Origin of the sequence: Streptomyces sp. NPDC059906 (assembly GCF_042730645.1) — a bacterium.
In the GTDB taxonomy this organism is placed as follows: Bacteria; Actinomycetota; Actinomycetes; order Streptomycetales; family Streptomycetaceae; genus Streptomyces; species Streptomyces rubrogriseus.
In genome coordinates this window covers 231,221-252,723 of sequence record NZ_JBHWKU010000009.1, presented here as the reverse complement: position 1 = coordinate 252,723, position 21,503 = coordinate 231,221, and the positions used below count along the sequence as shown (strand labels likewise).

Genomic DNA, 21,503 nt, shown 5'->3' with positions numbered 1-21,503 from the left:
GGTGGGAGAAAAACCCCGGAACCGCAGCGACGGCGCCGCCGACGACACCCGGGACGACCGGGGCGGAGGACGAACGCACCGCACCCCAGACCGCGACCACGGGAGCCCCCTCTTGGCCATGCCGCCCGCCGCATTTCGATCCGGCACAGCTTCGACGACCAAGCACATCTTCGTCACCGGGGGTGTCGCCTCCTCGCTGGGCAAGGGGCTCACCGCCTCCAGCCTCGGCATGCTGCTCAAGGCCCGGGGCCTGCGCGTCGTGATGCAGAAGCTCGACCCGTACCTGAACGTCGACCCCGGCACGATGAACCCCTTCCAGCACGGTGAGGTGTTCGTCACCAACGACGGAGCCGAGACCGACCTGGACATCGGCCACTACGAGCGCTTCCTCGACCGCGACCTCGACGGCTCGGCCAACGTCACCACCGGCCAGGTGTACTCCACGGTGATCGCCAAGGAGCGGCGCGGCGAGTACCTGGGCGACACCGTGCAGGTCATCCCGCACATCACCAACGAGATCAAGCACCGCATCCGCCGCATGGCGACGGACGAGGTCGACGTCGTGATCACCGAGGTCGGCGGCACCGTCGGCGACATCGAGTCGCTGCCGTTCCTGGAGACCGTCCGCCAGGTCCGGCACGAGGTCGGCCGCGACAACGTGTTCGTCGTGCACATCTCGCTCCTGCCCTACATCGGCCCGTCGGGCGAGCTGAAGACCAAGCCCACCCAGCACAGCGTCGCCGCCCTGCGCAACATCGGCATCCAGCCGGACGCGATCGTCCTGCGCTGCGACCGCGAGGTCCCGACCGCGATCAAGCGCAAGATCTCCCTGATGTGCGACGTCGACGAGGCGGCCGTGGTGGCCTGCCCCGACGCCCGCTCCATCTACGACATTCCGAAGGTCATCCACACCGAGGGCCTGGACGCCTACGTCGTCCGCAAGCTGGACCTGCCGTTCCGCGACGTGGACTGGACGACCTGGGACGACCTGCTCGACCGGGTCCACAAGCCCGACCACGAGATCGTCATGGCCCTGGTCGGCAAGTACATCGACCTGCCCGACGCCTACCTCTCGGTCACCGAGGCGCTGCGCGCGGGCGGCTTCGCCAACCGGGCGCGGGTGAAGATCAAGTGGGTCACGTCCGACGACTGCAAGACCCCGGCGGGTGCCGGGGCGCAGCTCGGCGACGTCGACGCGATCTGCATCCCGGGCGGCTTCGGCGAGCGCGGTGTGACCGGCAAGGTGGGCGCGATCCAGTACGCCCGTGAGAACGGGATCCCGCTGCTCGGCCTCTGCCTCGGCCTGCAGTGCATCGTCGTCGAGGCCGCGCGCAACCTGGCCGGCGTCGCGGACGCCAACTCCACCGAGTTCGACCCCGCCACCGCCCACCCGGTCGTCTCCACCATGGCCGAGCAGCTGGACATCGTGGCCGGCGAGGGCGACATGGGCGGCACCATGCGGCTCGGCATGTACCCGGCGAAGCTGGCCGAGGGCTCCATCGTGCGCGAGGTCTACGACGGCAAGGAGTACGTCGAGGAGCGGCACCGCCACCGCTACGAGGTGAACAACGCCTACCGCGCGGAGCTGGAGAAGAAGGCCGGCATCGTCTTCTCGGGCACCTCCCCGGACGGCAAGCTCGTCGAGTACGTCGAGTACCCGCGCGACGTCCACCCCTACCTGGTCGCCACGCAGGCGCACCCGGAGCTGCGCTCGCGCCCGACCCGGCCGCACCCGCTCTTCGCCGGGCTGGTCAAGGCCGCGGTCGAGCGGAAGACGTCGAAGTAACACACCAGTTGTACGGTGGCCGGGGCGCGCGCACTCAGGTGGCGCGGGCCCCGGCTTTCGCGTACCTCTGGAAGGACAGGTCACCGATGACGGGCAGCACGATCAAGGACACCCCGGAGGAGTGGGAGATCCGGGGCAGCCAGACCCCCTTCCGGGGCAAGAAGACCTCGGTCCGCACGGACGACGTGGTCATGCCCGACGGCTCCGTGGCCTCCCGCGACTATCAGGTCCACCCCGGCTCGGTGGCCGTCCTCGCCCTGGACGGGGAGGGGCGGGTGCTGGTCATCCGGCAGTACCGGCACCCGGTGCGCGAGAAGCTGTGGGAGATCCCGGCCGGCCTGCTCGACGTCCCCGGCGAGAACCCGCTGCACGCCGCCCAGCGCGAGCTGTACGAGGAGGCGCACGTCAAGGCTGAGGACTGGCGGGTGCTGACCGACGTCTACACCACCCCCGGCGGCTGCGACGAGGCGGTACGGATCTTCCTCGCCCGGGACCTGTCCGAGGCCGCCGGGGAGCGCTTCGAGGTCGAGGACGAAGAGGCCGACATGGAGCTGGCGCGGGTGCCCGTCGCCGACCTGGTCCGGGGGGTGCTCGCGGGGGAGCTGCACAACAACTGCCTGGTCGTGGGTGTGCTCGCGCTGGTCGCGGCGGAGCGGGGCGACGGGCTCGACGCGCTCCGGCCGGCCCTGGCGCCGTGGCCGGCCCGCCCCTTCGAGGCCTGAGGACGGCCTTGGAGCCCCCACTGGTGTGACCATCGGCTGATCCGATCGGGGGATGTGCCCGCCGCGCTCCACCGGGAACGTCGCAGAGCGTGAACTAGGCTCTCAAACGCCCGAACCGGGCTTCCGGCGGGCACCGGCGTGCGGTGGGATCGGGAGTGTGGCCCGTGACGGATCAGGCGGTGGACACGGACGGCGTACGACTGTCCCAGGACCCTGCTGCGGAGAGCGGATTCCTGGGCCGCACCCGGGAGCTGAAGGAGCTGCGCGCCGACATCGAGCGCGCCGGCCTCGACACCCTCTCCGGCCGCAAGGCCCCTCGCGCGCGCGTGCTGCTCATCGCGGGCCGTCCCGGCTCGGGCCGCACCGCGCTCGCCGAGGAGCTGGCCGCGCGGGTCGCGCACGACTACCCCGACGGCGTGCTGCGGGCCCGGCTGAGCGAGCCGGACGGCACCCGCGTCCCCGTCGAACGCCTCGCCCGGGAGCTGCTCACCGCACTGGAGCGCACCGCGCCGCCCGGGGCCGACGAGGACGACCTCACCGAGGCCCTGCGCACCGCGCTCGGCGACCGCAGGGTGCTGCTGCTCCTCGACGCCGTCGCCGACGCCGAGCAGGTCGACGCGCTGCTGCCGGACACCCCGGACTGCCTGGCCGTCGCCGTGGCCGAGGGCCCGCTGACCGGCATCGCGGACGTCCGCCCGTGCACGCTGGGCGGCCTGGACACCAAGTCGGCCGTGGAACTGCTCTCCCGCCACACCGGCTCGGTCCGCATCACCGTCGACCCCCGGGCCGCCGAACAGCTGGTCGAGCTGTGCCAGGCCCAGCCCGCCGCGCTGACCCTGGCCGGCGGCTGGCTCGCGGCCCGGCCCCAGGCGGCCGTCGCGGACCTCGCCAAGCACGTGCACGCGGAGAGCGACGAGTCGGGCGCGCTCGGCCGTGTCTTCGGCCTCGTCTACGCCTCCCTGCCCAGTACCGCCGCCCGCATGCTGAGGCTGCTCTCCCTCGCCCCGGCGGGCCTGGTCGACCCGCACACCGCCTCCGCGCTCGCCGGCTGCTCGGTGAGCGGCGCCCGCACCACCCTGGACGACTTCGTCGCCCACGGCCTGCTGCGCGCCGTCGACTCGGCGCTGCCCGAGTACGAGGTCCCCGGGTGCCTGCACGGCCGGCTCGGCGCCCTGGCCCGCAGGCACGACCGGCCCGCCGAGCTGCAGCTGGCCCGCGCCCGCATGCTGGAGCGGACGGTGCGGCTGCTCCAGTCCTGCCGGGCGGTCACCGAGACCGACAGCCCGCAGGCCCGCGAAAAGCTCCTCGCCACGCCGCGCGACCTGCGCTTTCCGCACCCGAGGGCCGCCGCCGACTGGCTGCGCGCCCGGCGCCCCGCCCTGCTGGCGGCGGCCCGTCTCGCGGTCGCCGACGGCGAGCTGGACACCCTCGCCCGCAGACTCATGTCCCAGTTGGTGCGGGCCATGGTCGCCCACTTCGGCACCCGGGCCGCGGCCCCCGACCTGTACGGGATCCACCGGCTCGTCCTCGACGTGGCCGAGCGCCGCGAACTGCCCCGGGAGAAGGCGGCGGCCCTGCTCAACCTGGCCGACCTGGACGCCCGCACCGGCCGTACCGCCGAGGCGCTGGTGCGCTACCGGGCCGCGCTGGACGCCGGGCGGGAGGCGAACGACCCGTACGCGACCGGCCGTGCGATGGAATCCGTGGGCGGTGCCCACCTGGAGCTGGGGGACTACGACCGGGCCGCCGACTGGTTCGGCCGGGCCCTGGCCGAGCGCCTCGCCCGGGACGAGCGCGCCGACGCCGCCCGGGTCTACGGCCGGCTCGCCACCGCCCACACCTACGCCGGACGCTACGGCGAGGCGGTGCGGGCCTGGCGCGCGGCGGTGGCCGGACACCGCAAGGCCGGCGACGTGGCCGCGCACGCGCGGGCGCTGTCCGAGCTGGCCCGGGTCCAGGAGTACGCCGGGCGGCCCGAGGAGTCGCTGCGCACCTGCCAGGAGGCCGTCGACTGGGCCCGCCGGGCCGAGGACGTACGGCTCCAGGCCGCGCTGCACCTGCGGCTCGCCGACACGCTCGACCGGCTCGGCGACCCCACCGCGGCGGGCCTGGAGCGGAGCGCGGCCGAACGGATGTTGAGGGAAGATCCCCCGGACGCCTGCGAAATCCGCAGCGCAGTGTCTGAAGATTAGTGCTTTGAAAGGCTAGACAGACGGAACACCTTCATTAGACTGGCTCTGCCGCACATTCTCCCGCGGTCTCTCCCGGTGTGCCCGCGCTTGAGCGGGTATGCCTTGTAATAGCCCATCCTCTGAGCCAAGGACCGTGATCCACGTGAAGGTCGGCATCCCCCGCGAGGTCAAGAACAACGAGTTCCGGGTGGCCATCACCCCCGCCGGCGTGCACGAGCTGGTGCGCCACGGTCACCAGGTCGTCGTCGAGCGCAACGCCGGCGTCGGCTCCTCGATCCCCGACGAGGAGTACGTCACGGCCGGTGCGCGGATCCTCGACACCGCCGACGAGGTCTGGGCCACCGCGGACCTGCTCCTGAAGGTCAAGGAGCCGATCGCGGAGGAGTACCACCGCCTGCGCAAGGACCAGACGCTCTTCACCTACCTGCACCTGGCCGCCTCCAAGGAGTGCACGGACGCGCTCATCGAGTCCGGCACCACCGCCATCGCCTACGAGACGGTCGAGCTGCCCAGCCGCGCGCTGCCGCTGCTCGCCCCGATGTCCGAGGTCGCGGGCCGCCTCGCCCCCCAGGTCGGCGCCTACCACCTGATGGCCGCCAACGGCGGCCGCGGTGTGCTGCCGGGCGGTGTCCCCGGGGTGCTCGCGGGCCGCGCCGTCGTCATCGGCGGCGGCGTCTCCGGCTGGAACGCGGCGCAGATCGCCATCGGCCTGGGCTTCCACGTCACCCTGCTCGACAAGGACATCACCAAGCTCAGGGAAGCCGACAAGATCTTCGGCACGAAGATCCAGACCGTCGTCTCCAACGCCTTCGAGCTGGAGAAGGCCTGCCTGGAGGCCGACCTCGTGATCGGCGCCGTGCTGATCCCGGGCGCCAAGGCCCCGAAGCTGGTCACCAACGAGCTGGTGTCCCGGATGAAGCCCGGAAGTGTCCTTGTCGACATCGCGATCGACCAGGGCGGCTGCTTCCAGGACTCCCACCCGACCACCCACGCCGAGCCGACCTTCCCGGTCCACAACTCGGTCTTCTACTGCGTCGCCAACATGCCCGGCGCGGTGCCCAACACCTCCACCTACGCGCTCACCAACGCCACGCTGCCGTACATCGTGGAGCTGGCCGACCGCGGCTGGGCCGAGGCGCTGCGCCGCGACCCCGCGCTGGCCAAGGGTCTCAACACCCATGACGGCAAGGTCGTTTACCGGGAGGTCGCCGAGGCGCACGGGCTGGAGCACGTGGAGCTGGCCTCGCTGCTCGCCTAAGTCGTCAAGCGGTAAAGGCGATACGTCAACAGACGCCGTCAACGCCACACACCCGGCCGGACCTTGCCCGACAAGGTCCGGCCGGGTGTGTGTATGGTCACTTTGCGATTCTCGGTCAACTCGCCTCGAACGTAACGCTTCAACCGATTCGCGCACCGGTGAAACCTGCTGTGCGACGGCCGTACGCCCTTGACAGAGGGATGTTTCATTGCCGACACATCGGGCCGGGTCCGGCGGATTGTGTTGCTGCGGACGGCCGACACGCCATAGAGTCGCCGAACGTCGGCATGGTGCCACGCTGACCTGTCTAGAAGTTCCCTGGTCACCAAGGAGGTAAGACGACTTGTGAATGAGTCGACATTTACTCCCGGGGGTGGTCAACCAGGAACGCCGACACGGACCCATGGTCCCGGGCGTCTCGAGGCTGTCGGCTCCGTAGCTGTACGCACCTCCGCAGCCGACCACCACAGTCCGCAGGCAACTCGGACAGCACACATGAGTATGGATGGCCAACACGTGAACGCCATGGCCGGCGACGGAAGTGGCGCGCCCCGCAACCACTTCGCCGACTACGACGAACTGCCCGAGGGGCACTTCTACGACCCGGACGCGGAGTACGAGCCGGATCCCGAGTACGCCGCCACGCTCGCGCCCGACGCGGCCCGACAGCGCCGTGAGCGCATCGGTCCGACCGGACGCCCGCTGCCGTACTTCCCGATCCCGGGCCCGCTGACCGACCACGGCCCCGCCAAGATCATCGCGATGTGCAACCAGAAGGGCGGCGTGGGCAAGACCACGTCGACCATCAACCTGGGTGCCGCGCTCGCCGAGTACGGGCGCCGGGTGCTGCTCGTCGACTTCGACCCGCAGGGCGCGCTGTCGGTCGGACTCGGCGTCAACCCGATGGAGCTCGACCTCACCGTCTACAACCTGCTCATGGAGCGGGGCATGGCGGCCGACGAGGTGCTGCTGAAGACCGCGGTCCCCAACATGGACCTGCTGCCCAGCAACATCGACCTGTCGGCGGCCGAGGTGCAGCTGGTGAGCGAGGTAGCGCGCGAGTCCACCCTGCAGCGGGCGCTGAAGCCGCTGATGGACGACTACGACTACATCGTGATCGACTGCCAGCCCTCGCTCGGCCTGCTCACGGTCAACGCGCTGACCGCCGCGCACAAGGTGATCGTGCCGCTGGAGTGCGAGTTCTTCGCGCTGCGCGGTGTGGCGCTGCTGACCGAGACGATCGAGAAGGTCCAGGAGCGGCTCAACCCCGACCTGGAGCTCGACGGCATCCTCGCCACGATGTACGACTCGCGCACCGTGCACAGCCGTGAGGTGCTCGCGCGGGTCGTCGAGGCGTTCGACGACCACGTCTACCACACGGTCATCGGGCGCACGGTCCGCTTCCCGGAGACCACGGTCGCCGGAGAGCCGATCACCACGTACGCGTCCAACTCCGTCGGTGCCGCCGCCTACCGCCAGCTCGCCAGGGAGGTGCTCGCCCGGTGTCACGCCGAGTGAGTCTGCCGGGGGCCGACGAACTCTTCCGTACGACAGGGGGAACGGCGCTCCAGGCGTCCACCCCGCGGCGACCGGCGGGCGGCGAGGCCCGGGTGCCGGCCCCGGCGGGGGAGAGCGACCAGACCGCCGCCGAGGACGCACCTCAGTCGGTGCCCGCGCAGGGCGGTGACGGCGAGGGCGCGGAGCACGCCGCGGCGGACGCGGAACCGGGCTCGGCGGGCGAGTCGCGCACCCGGGGCACGGAGCGCTCCGCACGCGGTCCCGGGCCGGGTACGGGCGCGCAGGAAGGTTCTGCCGCCGACCGGCCGCGCAAGCGGGGACGATCGCCCTCGCGCCGTCCCAGCGGGCGTGAGCGCCACGACGAGAAGATCACCGTGTACGTCTCCGCAGAGGAGCTGATGGACCTGGAGCACGCCCGCCTGGTGCTTCGGGGCGAGCACGGCCTGGCCGTCGACCGCGGCCGCATCGTCCGCGAGGCGGTCGCCGTGGTCCTGGCCGACCTGGAGACCCGCGGGGACGCCAGCATCCTCGTACGACGGCTGCGCGGGCGGTAGCGGTAGCCTGCGGGGGCCATGACCTCGAACGACGCCCCCCGCCCCGACCGCGGCCCGCGCCCCGGCCGCCGGCGTGCGTTGGGCAGGGGCCCGGGGGAGTCGGCGACTCCGCCGCTTCCGGAGCAGACGCCCCCCGGCGCCACCCCGTCCGGGTCCACCGGAGCGGGCACCGCCGAGCAGGAACTCCGGGCGGCGGCGGTGCCGGACTCGGACGAGCGGGCCGGCGGGGCTTCGGACATCGGGAGGCGCGGGGCACCTGAAGCGGAACCGGATGCTTCGGGGCCCGGGGCGCGCTCGGTGGCGGAGCCGGCGGACGCGGACGCGGGGACACCGGCAGCGATCGCGCGGGTCTCGGCCGAAGGCGGCCGGGAGCCTACCGCGGAGCCCGGAGACCCGGCCCGGGTCCGGGCGGCGGCGGTGCCGGGCACGGACGAGCGGGCCGGCGGGGCTTCGGGCACCGGGAGGCGCGGGGCATCTGAAGCGGAACCGGATGCTTCGGGGCCCGGGGTGCGCTCGGTGGCGGAGCCGGCGGACGTGGGGGCACCGGCAGCGATCGCGCGGGTCTCGGCCGCAGGCGGCCGACAGGCCGCCGTACGGGCGGGCGGCCCGCCTGACACCGCCTCCGCCATGGAGCCGCCCCCCGGCCCGGCGGATCCACCGCGAGCCGGCGGCGAGGCGGCGTCCGGGGAGCACGTTGGAGGGGACTCCGGCCGGCACGGCGCCACGTCGTCCCGGGAGCCTTCGGACGGCACCTCCGACGACACCGGCGACGGTGTCTTCAAGGTGCGGCTCGCCAACTTCGAGGGGCCGTTCGACCTGCTCCTCCAGTTGATCTCCAAGCACAAGATGGACGTCACCGAGGTCGCGCTGTCGAAGGTGACCGACGAGTTCATGGCGCACATCCGGGCGATGGGGCCGGACTGGGACCTCGACCAGACCACCGAGTTCCTGGTGGTCGCGGCCACGCTGCTCGACCTCAAGGCGGCCCGGCTGCTGCCCGCCGCCGAGGTCGAGGACGAGGCCGACCTGGCCCTGCTGGAGGCCCGCGACCTGCTCTTCGCCCGCCTGCTCCAGTACCGCGCGTACAAGCAGATCGCGGAGATCTTCAACGACCGACTCGCGGCCGAGGCCCGCCGCTACCCCCGTACCGTCGGCCTGGAGCCCCACCACGCCGAGCTGCTGCCCGAGGTCGTCATCAGCATCGGCCCCGAGGGCTTCGCCAAGCTCGCCGTGAAGGCCATGCAGCCGAAGCCCAAGCCGCAGGTGTACGTCGAGCACATCCACGCGCCCCTGGTCAGCGTGCAGGAACAGGCCGGGATCGTCGTCGCCCGCCTGAGGGAGCTGGGCGAGGCCGGCTTCCACGTGCTGGTCCAGGACACGCAGGACACGCTGACCGTCGTCGCCCGCTTCCTGGCCCTGCTGGAGCTGTACCGGGAGAAGGCCGTCGAGCTGGACCAGGAGACCGCGCTCGGCGACCTCCTGGTCCGCTGGACGGGCGGGGACGGGGAGACGCAGCCGTCGGTGACCGACGAGTTCGACCGGCCGCCCGAGGTGCCGAAGGAGGAGCGGAAGGCGTGAGTGAGCAGACCACGGAGGCCGAGGAGGCCGAGGGCGGGCCGGACGGGGTCGCGGCCCTCGACCTCAAGCCCGCCCTGGAGGCCGTCCTCATGGTCGTCGACGAGCCCGCGACCGAGGAGCAGCTGGCGAAGATACTGCAACGGCCCCGGCGGCGGATCGCGGACGCCCTGCGCGAGCTGGCCGACGAATACGCCGTCCAGGGCCGCGGCTTCGAGCTGCGTCTGATCGCGGGCGGCTGGCGCTTCTACAGCCGCCCCGAGTACGCCGCGGCCGTCGAGGGCTTCGTCCTGGACGGCCAGCACGCCCGGCTCACCCAGGCCGCCCTGGAGACCCTGGCCGTGGTCGCCTACCGCCAGCCGGTCAGCCGCGGCCGCGTCTCCGCGGTGCGCGGCGTGAACTGCGACGGCGTGATGCGCACCCTCCTGCAGCGGGGTCTGGTCGAGGAGGCGGGCACGGAACCCGAAACAGGTGCGATCCTGTACGTGACGACGAACTACTTCCTGGAGCGGATGGGCCTGCGCGGCCTGGACGAGCTCCCCGAGCTCGCGCCCTTCCTCCCGGAGGCGGAGGCGATCGAGGCCGACACGCTGGAAGGGGTCCCGTCGTTCGATCCGGACGCCCCGGATACCGGGGACGCAGACGACAAGACGGAATTTTGATGCGAAGCAGCAGCGGCAGGAACAGCAGCGGAAACAACGGCGGGAGCCGTGGTGGCAACAGCGGCGGCCGCGGCGGGAGTGGCGGTGGCCGAGGCAACCACCGCGGCGCCGGCAACAACCGCGACGACAAGCAGGGCGGCCGTCCCAAGAAGCCGCGCCCGGAGGAGCGGCGCTACGACGTGGGCCCCGGCGCCACCCAGGACGGCCCCAAGTCGGGCCGCGGCCCCTCGGCCCGCGGCGGCGCCAAGGGCGGCCCGAAGCGGCCCCAGCAGCGCGGCCGCAGCGCGCCCGCCACGTCCCGCGAGTACGAGACGCGGGCCGAGGAGCGCAACCGGGAGCGTTACGCGGGCAAGAAGGACGTCAAGCTGCCCAAGACCTTTCCGGGCGCCGAGCAGGAGGGCGAGCGGCTGCAGAAGGTCCTCGCGCGCGCGGGCTACGGCTCCCGGCGCGCCTGCGAGGAGCTGATCGAGCAGGCCAGGGTCGAGATCAACGGCGAGATCGTGCTGGAGCAGGGCCGCCGCGTCGACCCGGAGAAGGACGAGGTCAAGGTCGACGGCCTGACCGTCGCCACGCAGTCGTACCAGTTCTTCTCGCTCAACAAGCCCGCCGGTGTCGTCTCCACCATGGAGGACCCGGAGGGCCGCCAGTGCCTCGGCGACTACGTCACCAACCGTGAGACCCGCCTCTTCCACGTGGGCCGGCTCGACACCGAGACCGAGGGTGTCATCCTGCTCACCAACCACGGCGAGCTGGCCCACCGCCTGACCCACCCCCGGTACGGCGTGAAGAAGACCTACCTCGCGCACATCGTGGGCCCGATCCCGCGCGACCTCGGCAAGCGCCTCAAGGACGGCATCCAGCTGGAGGACGGGTACGCGCGCGCGGACCACTTCCGGGTCGTCGAGCAGACCGGCAAGAACTACCTGGTCGAGGTCACCCTGCACGAGGGCCGCAAGCACATCGTCCGCCGGATGCTGGCGGAGGCGGGCTTCCCCGTCGACAAGCTGGTGCGCACCGCCTTCGGCCCGATCACCCTGGGCGACCAGAAGTCGGGCTGGCTGCGTCGTCTGTCCAACACGGAGGTCGGGATGCTGATGCAGGAGGTCGAGCTCTAAAGAGCGCTCCTGAAGGGCTCCAAGGGTTGTTCCGAGCACCTACCCGCTTTATAGTCGTAGTGACTATTAAGGGGGTGGGTGCTCGTGCACGATTACGACAAGCACGCCTACGAGCCGTTCGCCGTCACCGTCGACCTCGCCGTCCTCACGCTCCGCGCGGGCGCGCTGCACGCGCTGCTCGTCGAGCGGGGACAGGAGCCGTACGCGGGCCGCTGGGCGCTGCCCGGGGGCTTCCTGCTGCCCGAGGAGTCGGCGGAGGAGGCGGCACGGCGCGAGCTGGCCGAGGAGACCGGACTGGCGGACGTGACCGGGCTGCACCTGGAGCAGCTGCGGACCTACAGCGAACCCGGCCGCGACCCCCGCATGCGGGTCGTGTCCGTGGCCTTCGCCGCGCTGCTCCCGGACCCTCCCGAGCCGCACGGCGGCGGTGACGCGGCCGAGGCCCGCTGGGTGCCGTACGACGAGGCCCAGGGCCTCGCCTTCGACCACGACCGGATCCTGGCCGACGCCCGGGACCGGGTCGGCGCCAAGCTGGAGTACACCTGCCTGGCCACCGCCTTCTGCCCGGCCGAGTTCACCCTCGGCGAGCTGCGGCAGGTCTACGAGACGGTGTGGGGCACGGCCCTGGACCGGCCCAACTTCCGCCGCAAGGCTCTCGCCACCCCCGGCTTCGTCGAGCCCGTCCCGGGCGCCGCCCGCCTGACCGGGGGCCGCGGCAAACCCGCCGCCGTGTACCGCGCGGGCCCGGCCACCACCCTGCACCCGCCGCTGCTCCGCACCCCTCGGGAAGGACGCCCCGCATGACCACCACCGGCACCAAGCGCGCCGCCACCGGAGCGCTCACCGGCCTCGCCCTCGGCGACGCGCTGGGCTTCCCCACCGAGTTCAACGACGTCCCCGCGATCCTCGCCAAATGCGGGCCCTGGCGGGAGATGGCACTGCCCAGGCCCGCGATCGTCACCGACGACACCCAGATGACACTGGCGCTGGGCAAGGGGCTGCGGACGGCCATGGACCGGGGGCTGCTCGGACCCAAGCGCATGGAACGGCCGGTGCGCGAGGAGTTCGTCGACTGGTACCAGTCGCCGGAGAACAACCGCGCGCCGGGCAACACCTGCCTCAAGGCCTGCAACCTCCTCAAGGCCCCGGACCGCCCCTGGCAGGACGCCAGCCAGATCCACTCCAAGGGCTGCGGCGCCAACATGCGCGTCGCGCCGGTGGGGCTCGTCCCCGGCCTGAGCGACGAACAGCGCGCGGGCGCCGCCCAGTTGCAGTCCGCGCTCACCCACGGCCACCCCACCGCGCTCGCCGCCTCCGACCTCACCGCGCACGCCGTACGGCTGCTCGCCGAGGGCGCCGAGCCGACCGGTCTGGTCGGGCTGCTGCGCTCGTACGCCTACGACAACCGCACCCGCTACCACGAGCGCTGGCTCGGCGACCTGTGGAGCCGCGCCCAGGACCCGACGCCCGAGCACTTCATCGCGCGCGGCTGGGACGAGTGCCTGGCGATACTCGACCGGCTCCAGGAGGCGGTGCGCACCGTCTCGCCGGAGACCGACCCGTGCCTGGCCGTCGGCGAGGGCTGGGTCGCCGAGGAGGCCATGGCGGCCGGGCTGCTCTGCTTCCTGCTCTTCGTCGACGAGCCACTCACCGCCCTGCGCCGCGGCGCGTGCACCTCCGGCGACTCCGACTCCATCGCCTGCCTCGCGGGCGCCTTCGCGGGCGCGCACCTGGGAGCCGACGCCTGGCCGGCCGACTGGGCGGACCGCATCGAGTACCGGGGCGACCTGCTGGCCCTCGGAGCGCTCTGGGACGCTTGACCGCATGATCGACGCCCTCGACATCGACCTGGCCCCGGTGGTGGCCGAACAGCCGTACCCTCTGCTGTTCGCCACCGTCTCCGGCGCCCACCTCTACGGCTTCCCCTCCCGCGACTCCGACGTCGACCTGCGCGGCGTGCACCTGCTGCCCGCCGCCGACCTGGTCGGGCTGCGCGAGCCGGAGGAGACCAGGTCGCGGATGTGGGACCGGGACGGCGTCGAGATGGACCTGGTCACGCACGACCTGCGCAAGTTCGTACGCCTGATGCTGCGCCGCAACGGCTACGTGCTGGAGCAGCTGCTGTCGCCGCTGGTCGTGCACACCACCGAGGCGCAGCGGGAACTGGCCGGACACGCCCCAGGGGTCCTCACCGCCCACCACGCCCACCACTACCGGGGATTCGCGCAGACTCAGTGGCGCCTGTTCGAGAAGACCGGTGAGCTGAAGCCCCTCCTGTACACCTTCCGGGTGCTGCTCACCGGCGTTCACCTGATGCGCACCGGCGAGGTGCAGCCCCATCTGCCGACCCTGGTCGAGGAGGTCGACGCCGCCCCGGTGTACCTGCCCGAGCTGGTCGCCGCCAAGGCCGAGCGGGAGCACGGCGACGCGGGCGTCGACCACGCGCGCGTGCGGGCCGACGTGGAGCGGCTGCACGGCGTGCTGGACGAGGCGCAGGGCGCGTCAGTCCTCCCCGACGCCCCGACCGCGTACGACGCCCTGCACGACTTGGTCGTACGGACCCGGCTGGAGCGCTGAGGCGCGGCGGGTGCGGACCAGGAAGTCCTCCACGCGGCGCCGGTCCGGCTCCCCGGGCAGCGGGCTGCGCGCGGCGGCCTCCTCGCCCTCCCGCGCCAGACGTGTCATCCGCGCCTCCACCTCGGGCCAGGGCACCTCGCCGCGCTTCACGGCGAGCAGGGACTCCCGCGCCTCGCCGACGTCGATCGTCAGGACGCCCGTGCGCAGCAGGTCGCGGGCGGACGTCAGCAGCCGCAGCAGGTGCATCGCGTGCTTCCAGCGCGGGGCGCCGTGGGTGCGCACGTCGGCGTCCAGCTTGCGGCGCTGGCCGTGCGCGTACCGGGTGAACGTCTCGTAGGCCCGGCGGGAGAGGAACGCCTCGCGCAGGGCGAGCAGTTCGCGGCCCGTGTCGTCCACCGACTCCACGAGCGGGGAGTGCAGGCACTCCAGGATGTTCGGGTTCGCGCGCAGGGCCAGCTCGCAGAAGCGCTCCAGCTCCCAGCTGAACTGCTCCTCCCCGGGGCCCTCCACGTGCGTCGGCGGCTTCTCGAAGCGCCAGAACAGGGCGGTCGGCGCGAGGAAGACGCCCCGGCGGTCCGTGTCGCTGCCCTCCGTCGCCAGACCGAAGGCGCGCGAACCCATGACACAGGCGTAGACCGTGTGGTCGCGGACCAGGGACGCGTGACTCTCGGGGGCTTCGGGGCGCATGGCGGGAGCGTACGCGGGCCGCTCACGCCAGGCGGACCGAATTTCCCTCCACCGTGATCCGCTTCCCGGGCAGCGGCTCCGTGGCCGGACCCCGCACCACCGAGCCGTCGGCGACGGCGAACCTGCTGCCGTGGCAGGCGCAGTCGATGGTGCCGTCCCGCACGTCCGACACGACGCAGCCCTGATGGGTGCAGACCGCCGAGAACGCCTTGAACTCGCCCTGCCGCGGCTGGGTCACCACGATCTTCTCGTCGGTGAGGATCTTGCCGCCGGCGACCGGGACGTCGCCCGTCCGCACCAGCTCCTGTCCCGGCGAGGCGCCCGAGGAGTCGCCGCCCCCGCCGCAGCCCACGCAGAGCGCCGCCGCGCCCGCGCCCGTGCAGAGGAGGACCGTGCGGCGGTCCGGGATCTGGGTCATGTCGCAACTCCGGGGGAGGGAGGTCGGGGCCGCCGTCAGCGTCTCAGGAGACGGGCGCCGCGGGCCGGTACGCGGCGGGCTGACTAGGCTGGACGGACCAAGAACCGGTACACACGTCGGCAACATCAGCAACGTCGGCCACATCAGCAAGGAGCATCGCCGTGGCGGTACGAGCGGTCCGGGGCGCCGTCCAACTGGAGCGGGACGAGGCGGGGCACATGGACGAGCAGGTCGCGGCCCTGCTGACCGCCCTCATGGAGCGCAACGGCCTGACGGCCGACGACCTGATCAGCCTGTGGTTCACCGCCACCCCCGACCTGCGCAGCGACTTCCCGGCCGCCGCGGCCCGCAGCCTCGGCATCACCGACGTGCCGCTGATCTGCGCCCAGGAGCTGGACGTCGAGGGCGCCATGCCCCGCGTCGTCCGGGTCCTCGCCCACATCGAGTCGGACCGGCCCCGCGCCGGGATCGCCCACGTCTACCTCGGCGCCGCCGCGGCCCTGCGCAAGGACATCGCCCAGTGAGAACCGCCCTCGTCATCGGCACCGGCCTCATCGGCACCTCCGCCGCCCTCGCCCTCACCGAACGCGGTGTCACCGTCCACCTCGCGGACCACGACCCCGAGCAGGCCCGCACCGCCGCGGCGCTCGGCGCCGGCACCGACGAGGCCCCGGACGGGCCGGTCGACCTCGCCGTCGTCGCCGCACCGCCCGCCCTGGTGGCCGACGTGCTCGCCGACGCCATGGCCCGCGGCGTCGCCCGCGGCTACATCGACGTGGCCAGCGTCAAGGGCGGCCCCCGGCGGGAGCTGGAGGCGCGCGGGCTCGACCTCTCGGCGTACATCGGCACCCACCCCATGTCCGGCCGGGAGAAGTCCGGCCCGCTGGCCGCCACCGCAGACCTCTTCGAGGGCCGCCCCTGGGTGCTGACCCCCACCCGGGACACCGACACCGAGGTGCTGAACCTCGCCCTGGAGCTGGTCTCGCACTGCCGCGCGGTGCCCGTCGTGATGGACGCGGACGCCCACGACCGCGCCGTGGCCCTCGTCTCCCACATGCCCCACCTGGTCTCCAGCATGGTCGCCGCGCGCCTGGAGCACGCGGAGGAGGCCGCCGTACGGCTGTGCGGACAGGGCATCCGCGACGTGACCCGGATCGCCGCCTCCGACCCCCGGATGTGGATCGACATCCTCTCCGCCAACCCCGGGCCGGTCGCCGACCTGCTCACCGACGTCGCCGCCGACCTGGAGGAGACGGTACGGGCCCTGCGTGCCCTGCAGTCCACCGACGAGGACAAGCGCCGCGCGGGCGGCACCGGCATCGCCGAGGTGCTGCGGCGCGGCAACGCCGGACAGGTCCGCGTCCCCGGCAAGCACGGGTCGGCCCCGCGGTCCTACGAGACGGTGGCCGTCCTCATCGACGACCAGCCCGGTCAGCTGGCCCGCATCTTCGCGGACGCGGGACGGGCCGGGGTCAACGTGGAGGACGTACGGATCGAGCACGCGACCGGGCAGCAGGCGGGTCTGGTGCAGCTGATGGTCGAGCCGAAGGCCGCCGCCGTCCTCACGGCGGCCCTGAAGGAGCGGGGCTGGGCGATTCGCCAGTGATCGCGGGGCGCCGGACGCCTGTCGGAGGGGCCTCCTGGGCCCGGTAACCTAGGGCCTGTCTGATGATTCCCGCCTGCCCGGCGACGCCTGGCACGCACGCTCGCCGCGTCGCCGAAACGCCCGCGTGGCTCCGCCACGAGGGCGCTCCGGCGCCTTGCGATCGCACGCACCAGACGCCGCCGGGCCCGCCCTCCGGGCGGACGACGGGAATCATCAGACAGGCCCTGTGCGGGACGCGCTCGCGTCCCGCACACCACCCACCGCACCGCACCAGGAAGGTGTCCCTCGTGGAAAACGGCGCCGCCCCGACCGCCCCGGCCGTGATTGTCGCCATCGACGGCCCCTCCGGCACGGGCAAGTCGAGCACGTCGAAGGCCGTGGCCGCCCAGCTCGGCCTCAGCTACCTGGACACCGGTGCGCAGTACCGGGCGATCACGTGGTGGATGGTCAGCAACGGCATCGACACCGACGACCCGCACGCCGTCGCCGCCGCGGCCGGCAAGCCCGAGATCGTCTCCGGCACCGACCCGGCCGCTCCGGCCATCACGGTCGACGGCGTGGACGTGGCCGGACCGATCCGCACCCAGGAGGTCACCTCCAAGGTCAGCGCCGTCAGCGCCGTACCGGAGATCCGCGCCCGGATCACCGAGCTGCAGCGCACCATCGCCGCCGCCGCGCCGCTCGGCATCGTCGTCGAAGGCCGCGACATCGGCACCACCGTGCTGCCGGACGCCGACCTGAAGATCTTCCTCACCGCCTCGGCGGAGGCCCGCGCCGCCCGCCGCAGCGGCGAGCTGAAGGGTGCCGACGTCCACGCCACCCGCGAGGCCCTGATCAAGCGGGACGCGGCCGACTCCAGCCGCAAGACCTCCCCGCTGGCCAAGGCCGGCGACGCGGTCGAGGTGGACACCACCGCCCTCACCCTGGCGCAGGTCATCGAGTGCGTCGTCACCCTCGTCGAGGAGAAGCGGGCCGGGAAGTGACCGCATCCTCCGCCGCGCCCGCCCCCTCCGAGAAGGGCGCCGAGGTCGGCCGGCGCATCGGCGTCGGCCTGATGTACGGACTGTGGAAGCCGCGCGTGCTCGGCGCCTGGAGGGTGCCCGCCACCGGCCCGGTGATCTACGCCGTCAACCACGCGCACAACATCGACGGCCCGATGGTCATGGGCGTGGCACCCCGGCCGACGCACTTCCTGATCAAGAAGGAGGCGTTCGTCGGCCCGCTCGGACGCTTCCTGACCGGCATCGGCCAGCTGAAGGTGGACCGCCACTCCGCCGACCGCGCGGCCATAGGGCAGGCGCTCGGCGTGCTCGCCGACGGCGGTGTCCTCGGCATCTTCCCGGAGGGCACCCGGGGCGAGGGCGACTTCGCCTCGCTGCGCGCGGGGCTGGCCTACTTCGCGGTGCGCGGCGGCGCGCCGATCGTCCCGGTCGCGGTGCTGGGAAGCACGGACCGTCCCGGACGGTTGATAAAGGCGCTGCCCCCGCTGCGCTCGCGCGTGGACGTCGTCTTCGGCGACCCCTTCGACGCGGGCGACGGCAGCGGGCGGCGCACCCGCAAGGCCCTGGACGAGGCCACCGAACGCATCCAGAAGCAGCTCACCGCGCACCTGGAAAACGCCAGGCGCCTCACCGGGCGCTGAGTGACACTTGAGTAGTGGATCACCCGGTACAGGGGTGTTCCACCGATCACCACGATGAACGAGGTACGGACTTCATGAACGACCACATCCACCCCGAGGGCTCGGGCGGGGAGCACGACCACGGGGCGCTCGGCGACGCCGAGTACGCGCAGTTCATGGAGCTGGCCGCCGAAGAGGGCTTCGACATCGAGGAGGTCGAGGGCGCGATCGAGGAGGCCGGGCACGGCCCGCTGCCGGTCCTCGCCGTCGTCGGCCGCCCCAATGTCGGCAAGTCGACCCTGGTGAACCGCATCATCGGCCGCCGCGAGGCCGTCGTCGAGGACAAGCCGGGCGTCACCCGCGACCGCGTCACCTACGAGGCCGAGTGGGCCGGGCGCCGCTTCAAGGTCGTCGACACCGGCGGCTGGGAGCAGGACGTCCTCGGCATCGACGCCTCCGTGGCCGCGCAGGCCGAGTACGCCATCGAGGCCGCCGACGCGGTCGTCTTCGTCGTGGACGCCAAGGTGGGCGCCACCGACACCGACGAGGCGGTCGTCCGGCTGCTGCGCAAGGCCGGAAAGCCCGTCGTGCTGTGCGCCAACAAGGTCGACGGCCCCAGCGGCGAGGCCGACGCCTCCTACCTGTGGTCGCTGGGCCTCGGCGAGCCGCACCCGGTCTCCGCGCTGCACGGCCGCGGCACCGGCGACATGCTCGACAAGGTCCTGGAGGCCCTGCCCGAGGCCCCGGCCCAGACCTTCGGCACCGCGGTCGGCGGGCCGCGCCGCATCGCCCTGATCGGCCGCCCCAACGTCGGCAAGTCCTCACTGCTGAACAAGGTGGCCGGCGAGGAGCGCGTCGTCGTCAACGAACTCGCCGGCACCACCCGCGACCCGGTCGACGAGCTGATCGAGCTGGGCGGCGTCACCTGGAAGTTCGTCGACACGGCGGGCATCCGCAAGCGCGTCCACCTCCAGCAGGGCGCCGACTACTACGCCTCGCTGCGCACCGCCGCCGCCGTCGAGAAGGCGGAGGTCGCCGTCATCCTCGTCGACGCCTCCGAGTCGATCTCGGTCCAGGACCAGCGGATCGTCACCATGGCCGTCGAGGCGGGCCGCGCGATCGTCGTCGCCTACAACAAGTGGGACACCCTCGACGAGGAGCGCCGCTACTACCTGGAGCGGGAGATCGAGACGGAGCTGGGCCAGGTGGCGTGGGCGCCGCGGGTCAACGTCTCGGCGCAGACCGGCCGGCACATGGAGAAGCTGGTCCCCGCGATCGAGACCGCCCTGGCCGGCTGGGAGACCCGCGTCCCGACGGGCCGGCTCAACGCCTTCCTCGGCGAGCTGGTCGCCGCCCACCCGCACCCGGTGCGGGGCGGCAAGCAGCCGCGGATCCTCTTCGGCACCCAGGCGGGCACCAAGCCCCCGCGGTTCGTGCTCTTCGCCTCCGGCTTCATCGAGGCGGGCTACCGGCGCTTCATCGAACGCCGGCTGCGCGAGGAGTTCGGCTTCGAGGGGACGCCGATCCATATCTCGGTGCGGGTGCGCGAGAAGCGCGGCGCGAAGAAGAAGTAGCACCTGCGACTGAGGGAGAGGGCACCCGGCCGGGCGCCCTCTCCCTCAGTCGTACGGCAGTGGTCCGGTGGTCAGCTGCCGGACCGCGGGGCCGGTGGCAGCGCCGCCGGGACGTGGTGCGTGCCACCGACGCGCTGCCACACCGACTGCTGGCCGACGCGGGCGCTCTGGGCCCCCGCGCTGTAGGCGCTGTAGCCGCCTCTGCCGCGCGGGATGCTCCTGAAGGCCGTGAATCCCAGCTCCTCCTCACCGCTGCGATCGCCCGGCAGCGATCGGAAGGACCTGACGTACTCGGCGTAGAGCGCGTCGTAGATCGGCGTGGCCGAGGGGCCGCCGTGGCGGTGGAAGGCGTCGTATGCGTACACGTATGTCCAAACGACCCCGCGCAGGAAGGGATGCGGCCCAGGTGACGGCCGTCCGGCAGCCGACCGGACGGGCTCAGGTCCCGGCCAGCGGCAGCGCGGCCGCGACCAGCTGTCCGTTCGCCGCCGCCTTGTCCAGCGCGTCCCGCAGCAGGTCCTCGCGCGGCTGCCGGCCGATCGACCCGACGGGGGCGGCGAACATCAGCACCTGCTGGTGCTTGTTGGCCGCCGTACGCCAGCCCTCGGTGACCTGGAGCGGCTGGTGCGCCTGCCACCAGGCCACCGGCCGGCCGCCGTTCGTCCCGGGCTGGAGCACCGCGTGCAGCCGGCCCATCGCGAGCAGGACCGACCAGCCGTGCAGCACGGCCGGCGTGGACGCCAGCTCGGTGACCGGCATGAAGCCCTGCTCGATCAGCAGCGGCAGGAAGTCGTCACCGGCGCCGGACGTGCCGGGCCGCGCGATGGGAGCGGTCGGCTCCACCACGAGGGCCGGGTGCAGCTCCCCGGCGATCAGGATCAGCCCGCTGGTCACCCCGAGCACCGCCTGCTCGGGCGAGGCCTTCTCGGGGGCCGCGGGAGCGGGCTCGGAGCGGGCCTGGTCGGCGCTGATGGACCGCACCGCCCCCTGGAGCTGCTCTTCGGTGACCTTGACGACCTGCGAGGGCAGGCAGCCCGCGTGGGCGAACGCGAGCACGGCGGTCTCGTCCCCGATGAAGAGGACGGTGCTGGTGCGCTCCTGCTCACAGTCGCCCGGGGTGCGGCAGGACGTGCAGTCGTAGCTGCCCGGGGCGGACTCCCCGGCCAGCAGGCGGTCGGCTTCTTCGTCGCCGATCTCGGCGCGTACGTCGTCGCTGACGTCGAGCATGCGCGGCACGGGTGGCTCCCTCGGGATGCGGTGCGTGGCCGGACCGGGTGGCTCCCGGGCCGTGGTCCGGGCGGGTCCCCGGCTCATGCAAGGACAACGGGGGATCAGTGGCGGGAGTCACGCCCCATGGCCGACGGAATCGAACCAGGCGGCGCTCGCGATCGCCCGAGGGCCGCGAGCGCCGCCGCGCGCCCAAGTGGGGTGTGACAGACCGGGGTTGGGCTGCTGGAACGGGTCGGGCCGTCCGGTCCACGAGTCGACAAATCAGGAAATCAGCGAATGAACTGGGTGACCGAAAAGGAGTGCTGGCGGGCGCCCGCCCCCGTCGTGACCACATCGCAATCGGACACGGACAACCAGAAGGCAGGGTTCCGGGTCTAACCGGACGACGAGAAGCCCATGGGAGGATCC

Annotated in this window: 21 protein-coding genes; 17 read left to right on the top strand and 4 right to left on the bottom strand. The window is 72.8% G+C overall.

The annotated features are described in order from the left end of the window. Positions 1–118 precede the first annotated feature (118 nt). The 12 genes from ACFV9J_RS17145 to ACFV9J_RS17090 all read left to right on the top strand — a co-directional run bounded on the left by ACFV9J_RS17145 (position 119) and on the right by ACFV9J_RS17090 (position 13,959). Positions 119–1,786 carry a CTP synthase gene (locus tag ACFV9J_RS17145; protein WP_385354970.1) on the top strand — a complete coding sequence of 556 codons (1,668 nt, stop codon included), beginning with the start codon at positions 119–121 and terminating at the stop codon, positions 1,784–1,786. Positions 1,787–1,872: 86 nt separating this feature from the next. Next, complete coding sequence (locus tag ACFV9J_RS17140; protein WP_109033544.1) at positions 1,873–2,508, top strand: NUDIX hydrolase; 636 nt, start codon at positions 1,873–1,875, stop codon at positions 2,506–2,508. Between the two features lie 164 nt (positions 2,509–2,672). Beyond that, positions 2,673–4,700: a tetratricopeptide repeat protein gene (locus tag ACFV9J_RS17135; protein WP_385354916.1), complete on the top strand. Its 2,028-nt coding sequence runs from the start codon at positions 2,673–2,675 to the stop codon at positions 4,698–4,700. Between the two features lie 133 nt (positions 4,701–4,833). Next, on the top strand, positions 4,834–5,958 hold the full coding sequence (ald, locus tag ACFV9J_RS17130; RefSeq protein ID WP_385354914.1) for an alanine dehydrogenase: 1,125 nt from the start codon (positions 4,834–4,836) through the stop codon (positions 5,956–5,958). 495 nt (positions 5,959–6,453) lie between these two features. Next, a complete protein-coding gene (locus tag ACFV9J_RS17125; protein WP_003977053.1) occupies positions 6,454–7,476 on the top strand; it encodes a ParA family protein in 1,023 nt (340 codons plus the stop codon). Continuing rightward, positions 7,461–8,030, top strand: a complete 570-nt coding sequence (locus ACFV9J_RS17120) for a hypothetical protein (protein ID WP_385354911.1) — start codon at positions 7,461–7,463, stop codon at positions 8,028–8,030. The genes ACFV9J_RS17125 and ACFV9J_RS17120 overlap by 16 nt, the downstream gene beginning before the upstream one ends. 507 nt (positions 8,031–8,537) lie before the next feature. After that, a complete protein-coding gene (locus tag ACFV9J_RS17115) occupies positions 8,538–9,608 on the top strand; it encodes a segregation and condensation protein A (RefSeq protein WP_385354909.1) in 1,071 nt (356 codons plus the stop codon). Positions 9,609–9,697: 89 nt separating this feature from the next. After that, a complete protein-coding gene (gene scpB / locus ACFV9J_RS17110; protein WP_385354968.1) occupies positions 9,698–10,267 on the top strand; it encodes an SMC-Scp complex subunit ScpB in 570 nt (189 codons plus the stop codon). Further along, positions 10,267–11,382 carry a pseudouridine synthase gene (locus ACFV9J_RS17105; protein ID WP_385354907.1) on the top strand — a complete coding sequence of 372 codons (1,116 nt, stop codon included), beginning with the start codon at positions 10,267–10,269 and terminating at the stop codon, positions 11,380–11,382. Before scpB ends, ACFV9J_RS17105 begins: the two co-directional genes overlap by 1 nt. Positions 11,383–11,466: 84 nt before the next feature. After that, entirely contained in the window at positions 11,467–12,186 is a 720-nt protein-coding gene (locus ACFV9J_RS17100; RefSeq protein ID WP_385354966.1) for an NUDIX domain-containing protein, read from the top strand. Next, a complete protein-coding gene (locus ACFV9J_RS17095; RefSeq protein WP_385354905.1) occupies positions 12,183–13,202 on the top strand; it encodes an ADP-ribosylglycohydrolase family protein in 1,020 nt (339 codons plus the stop codon). The genes ACFV9J_RS17100 and ACFV9J_RS17095 overlap by 4 nt, the downstream gene beginning before the upstream one ends. 4 nt (positions 13,203–13,206) lie before the next feature. Further along, positions 13,207–13,959 (top strand): DNA polymerase beta superfamily protein, encoded by a 753-nt coding sequence (locus ACFV9J_RS17090; protein WP_385354903.1) that lies wholly within the window; start codon positions 13,207–13,209, stop codon positions 13,957–13,959. On the opposite strand, the gene ACFV9J_RS17085 is transcribed toward ACFV9J_RS17090, so the two are convergent. After that, entirely contained in the window at positions 13,885–14,646 is a 762-nt protein-coding gene (locus ACFV9J_RS17085) for a DNA polymerase beta superfamily protein (protein WP_385354901.1), read from the bottom strand. The two genes, ACFV9J_RS17090 and ACFV9J_RS17085, sit on opposite strands and share 75 nt — an antisense overlap. 22 nt (positions 14,647–14,668) lie before the next feature. Then, positions 14,669–15,064, bottom strand: a complete 396-nt coding sequence (locus ACFV9J_RS17080; protein WP_385354899.1) for a Rieske (2Fe-2S) protein — start codon at positions 15,062–15,064, stop codon at positions 14,669–14,671. A gap of 161 nt (positions 15,065–15,225) precedes the next feature. Here ACFV9J_RS17080 and aroH point away from each other — a divergent pair, with 161 nt between their 5' ends. From aroH to der, 5 genes are all read left to right on the top strand, one after another. Then, positions 15,226–15,588, top strand: a complete 363-nt coding sequence (aroH, locus tag ACFV9J_RS17075) for a chorismate mutase (RefSeq protein WP_385354897.1) — start codon at positions 15,226–15,228, stop codon at positions 15,586–15,588. After that, positions 15,585–16,670 carry a prephenate dehydrogenase gene (locus tag ACFV9J_RS17070; RefSeq protein ID WP_385354895.1) on the top strand — a complete coding sequence of 362 codons (1,086 nt, stop codon included), beginning with the start codon at positions 15,585–15,587 and terminating at the stop codon, positions 16,668–16,670. The genes aroH and ACFV9J_RS17070 overlap by 4 nt, the downstream gene beginning before the upstream one ends. Positions 16,671–16,957: 287 nt before the next feature. Further along, complete coding sequence (gene cmk, locus ACFV9J_RS17065) at positions 16,958–17,653, top strand: (d)CMP kinase (protein ID WP_385354893.1); 696 nt, start codon at positions 16,958–16,960, stop codon at positions 17,651–17,653. Next, on the top strand, positions 17,650–18,312 hold the full coding sequence (locus ACFV9J_RS17060; RefSeq protein WP_356865533.1) for a lysophospholipid acyltransferase family protein: 663 nt from the start codon (positions 17,650–17,652) through the stop codon (positions 18,310–18,312). The genes cmk and ACFV9J_RS17060 overlap by 4 nt, the downstream gene beginning before the upstream one ends. A 74-nt stretch (positions 18,313–18,386) precedes the next feature. After that, entirely contained in the window at positions 18,387–19,865 is a 1,479-nt protein-coding gene (der, locus tag ACFV9J_RS17055) for a ribosome biogenesis GTPase Der (RefSeq protein WP_385354891.1), read from the top strand. A gap of 71 nt (positions 19,866–19,936) precedes the next feature. Here der and ACFV9J_RS17050 read toward each other — a convergent pair whose 3' ends face one another. Next, positions 19,937–20,230 carry a hypothetical protein gene (locus tag ACFV9J_RS17050; RefSeq protein WP_030868139.1) on the bottom strand — a complete coding sequence of 98 codons (294 nt, stop codon included), beginning with the start codon at positions 20,228–20,230 and terminating at the stop codon, positions 19,937–19,939. Positions 20,231–20,303: 73 nt separating this feature from the next. Beyond that, positions 20,304–21,101: a hypothetical protein gene (locus tag ACFV9J_RS17045; protein ID WP_385354888.1), complete on the bottom strand. Its 798-nt coding sequence runs from the start codon at positions 21,099–21,101 to the stop codon at positions 20,304–20,306. Between the last annotated feature and the right edge of the window lie 402 nt (positions 21,102–21,503).

Excerpts from the sequence above, each read along its gene's own strand:
- ACFV9J_RS17145 (WP_385354970.1), top strand. The coding sequence starts at position 119 with ATGCCGCCCGCCGCATTTCGATCCGGCACAGCTTCGACGACCAAGCAC.
- ACFV9J_RS17140 (WP_109033544.1), top strand. The coding sequence starts at position 1,873 with ATGACGGGCAGCACGATCAAGGACACCCCGGAGGAGTGGGAGATCCGG.
- ACFV9J_RS17125 (WP_003977053.1), top strand. The coding sequence starts at position 6,454 with ATGAGTATGGATGGCCAACACGTGAACGCCATGGCCGGCGACGGAAGT.
- scpB (WP_385354968.1), top strand. The coding sequence starts at position 9,698 with ATGGTCGTCGACGAGCCCGCGACCGAGGAGCAGCTGGCGAAGATACTG.
- ACFV9J_RS17105 (WP_385354907.1), top strand. The coding sequence starts at position 10,267 with ATGCGAAGCAGCAGCGGCAGGAACAGCAGCGGAAACAACGGCGGGAGC.
- ACFV9J_RS17095 (WP_385354905.1), top strand. The coding sequence starts at position 12,183 with ATGACCACCACCGGCACCAAGCGCGCCGCCACCGGAGCGCTCACCGGC.
- ACFV9J_RS17090 (WP_385354903.1), top strand. The coding sequence starts at position 13,207 with ATGATCGACGCCCTCGACATCGACCTGGCCCCGGTGGTGGCCGAACAG.
- ACFV9J_RS17085 (WP_385354901.1), bottom strand. The coding sequence starts at position 14,646 with ATGCGCCCCGAAGCCCCCGAGAGTCACGCGTCCCTGGTCCGCGACCAC.
- ACFV9J_RS17080 (WP_385354899.1), bottom strand. The coding sequence starts at position 15,064 with ATGACCCAGATCCCGGACCGCCGCACGGTCCTCCTCTGCACGGGCGCG.
- der (WP_385354891.1), top strand. The coding sequence starts at position 18,387 with ATGAACGACCACATCCACCCCGAGGGCTCGGGCGGGGAGCACGACCAC.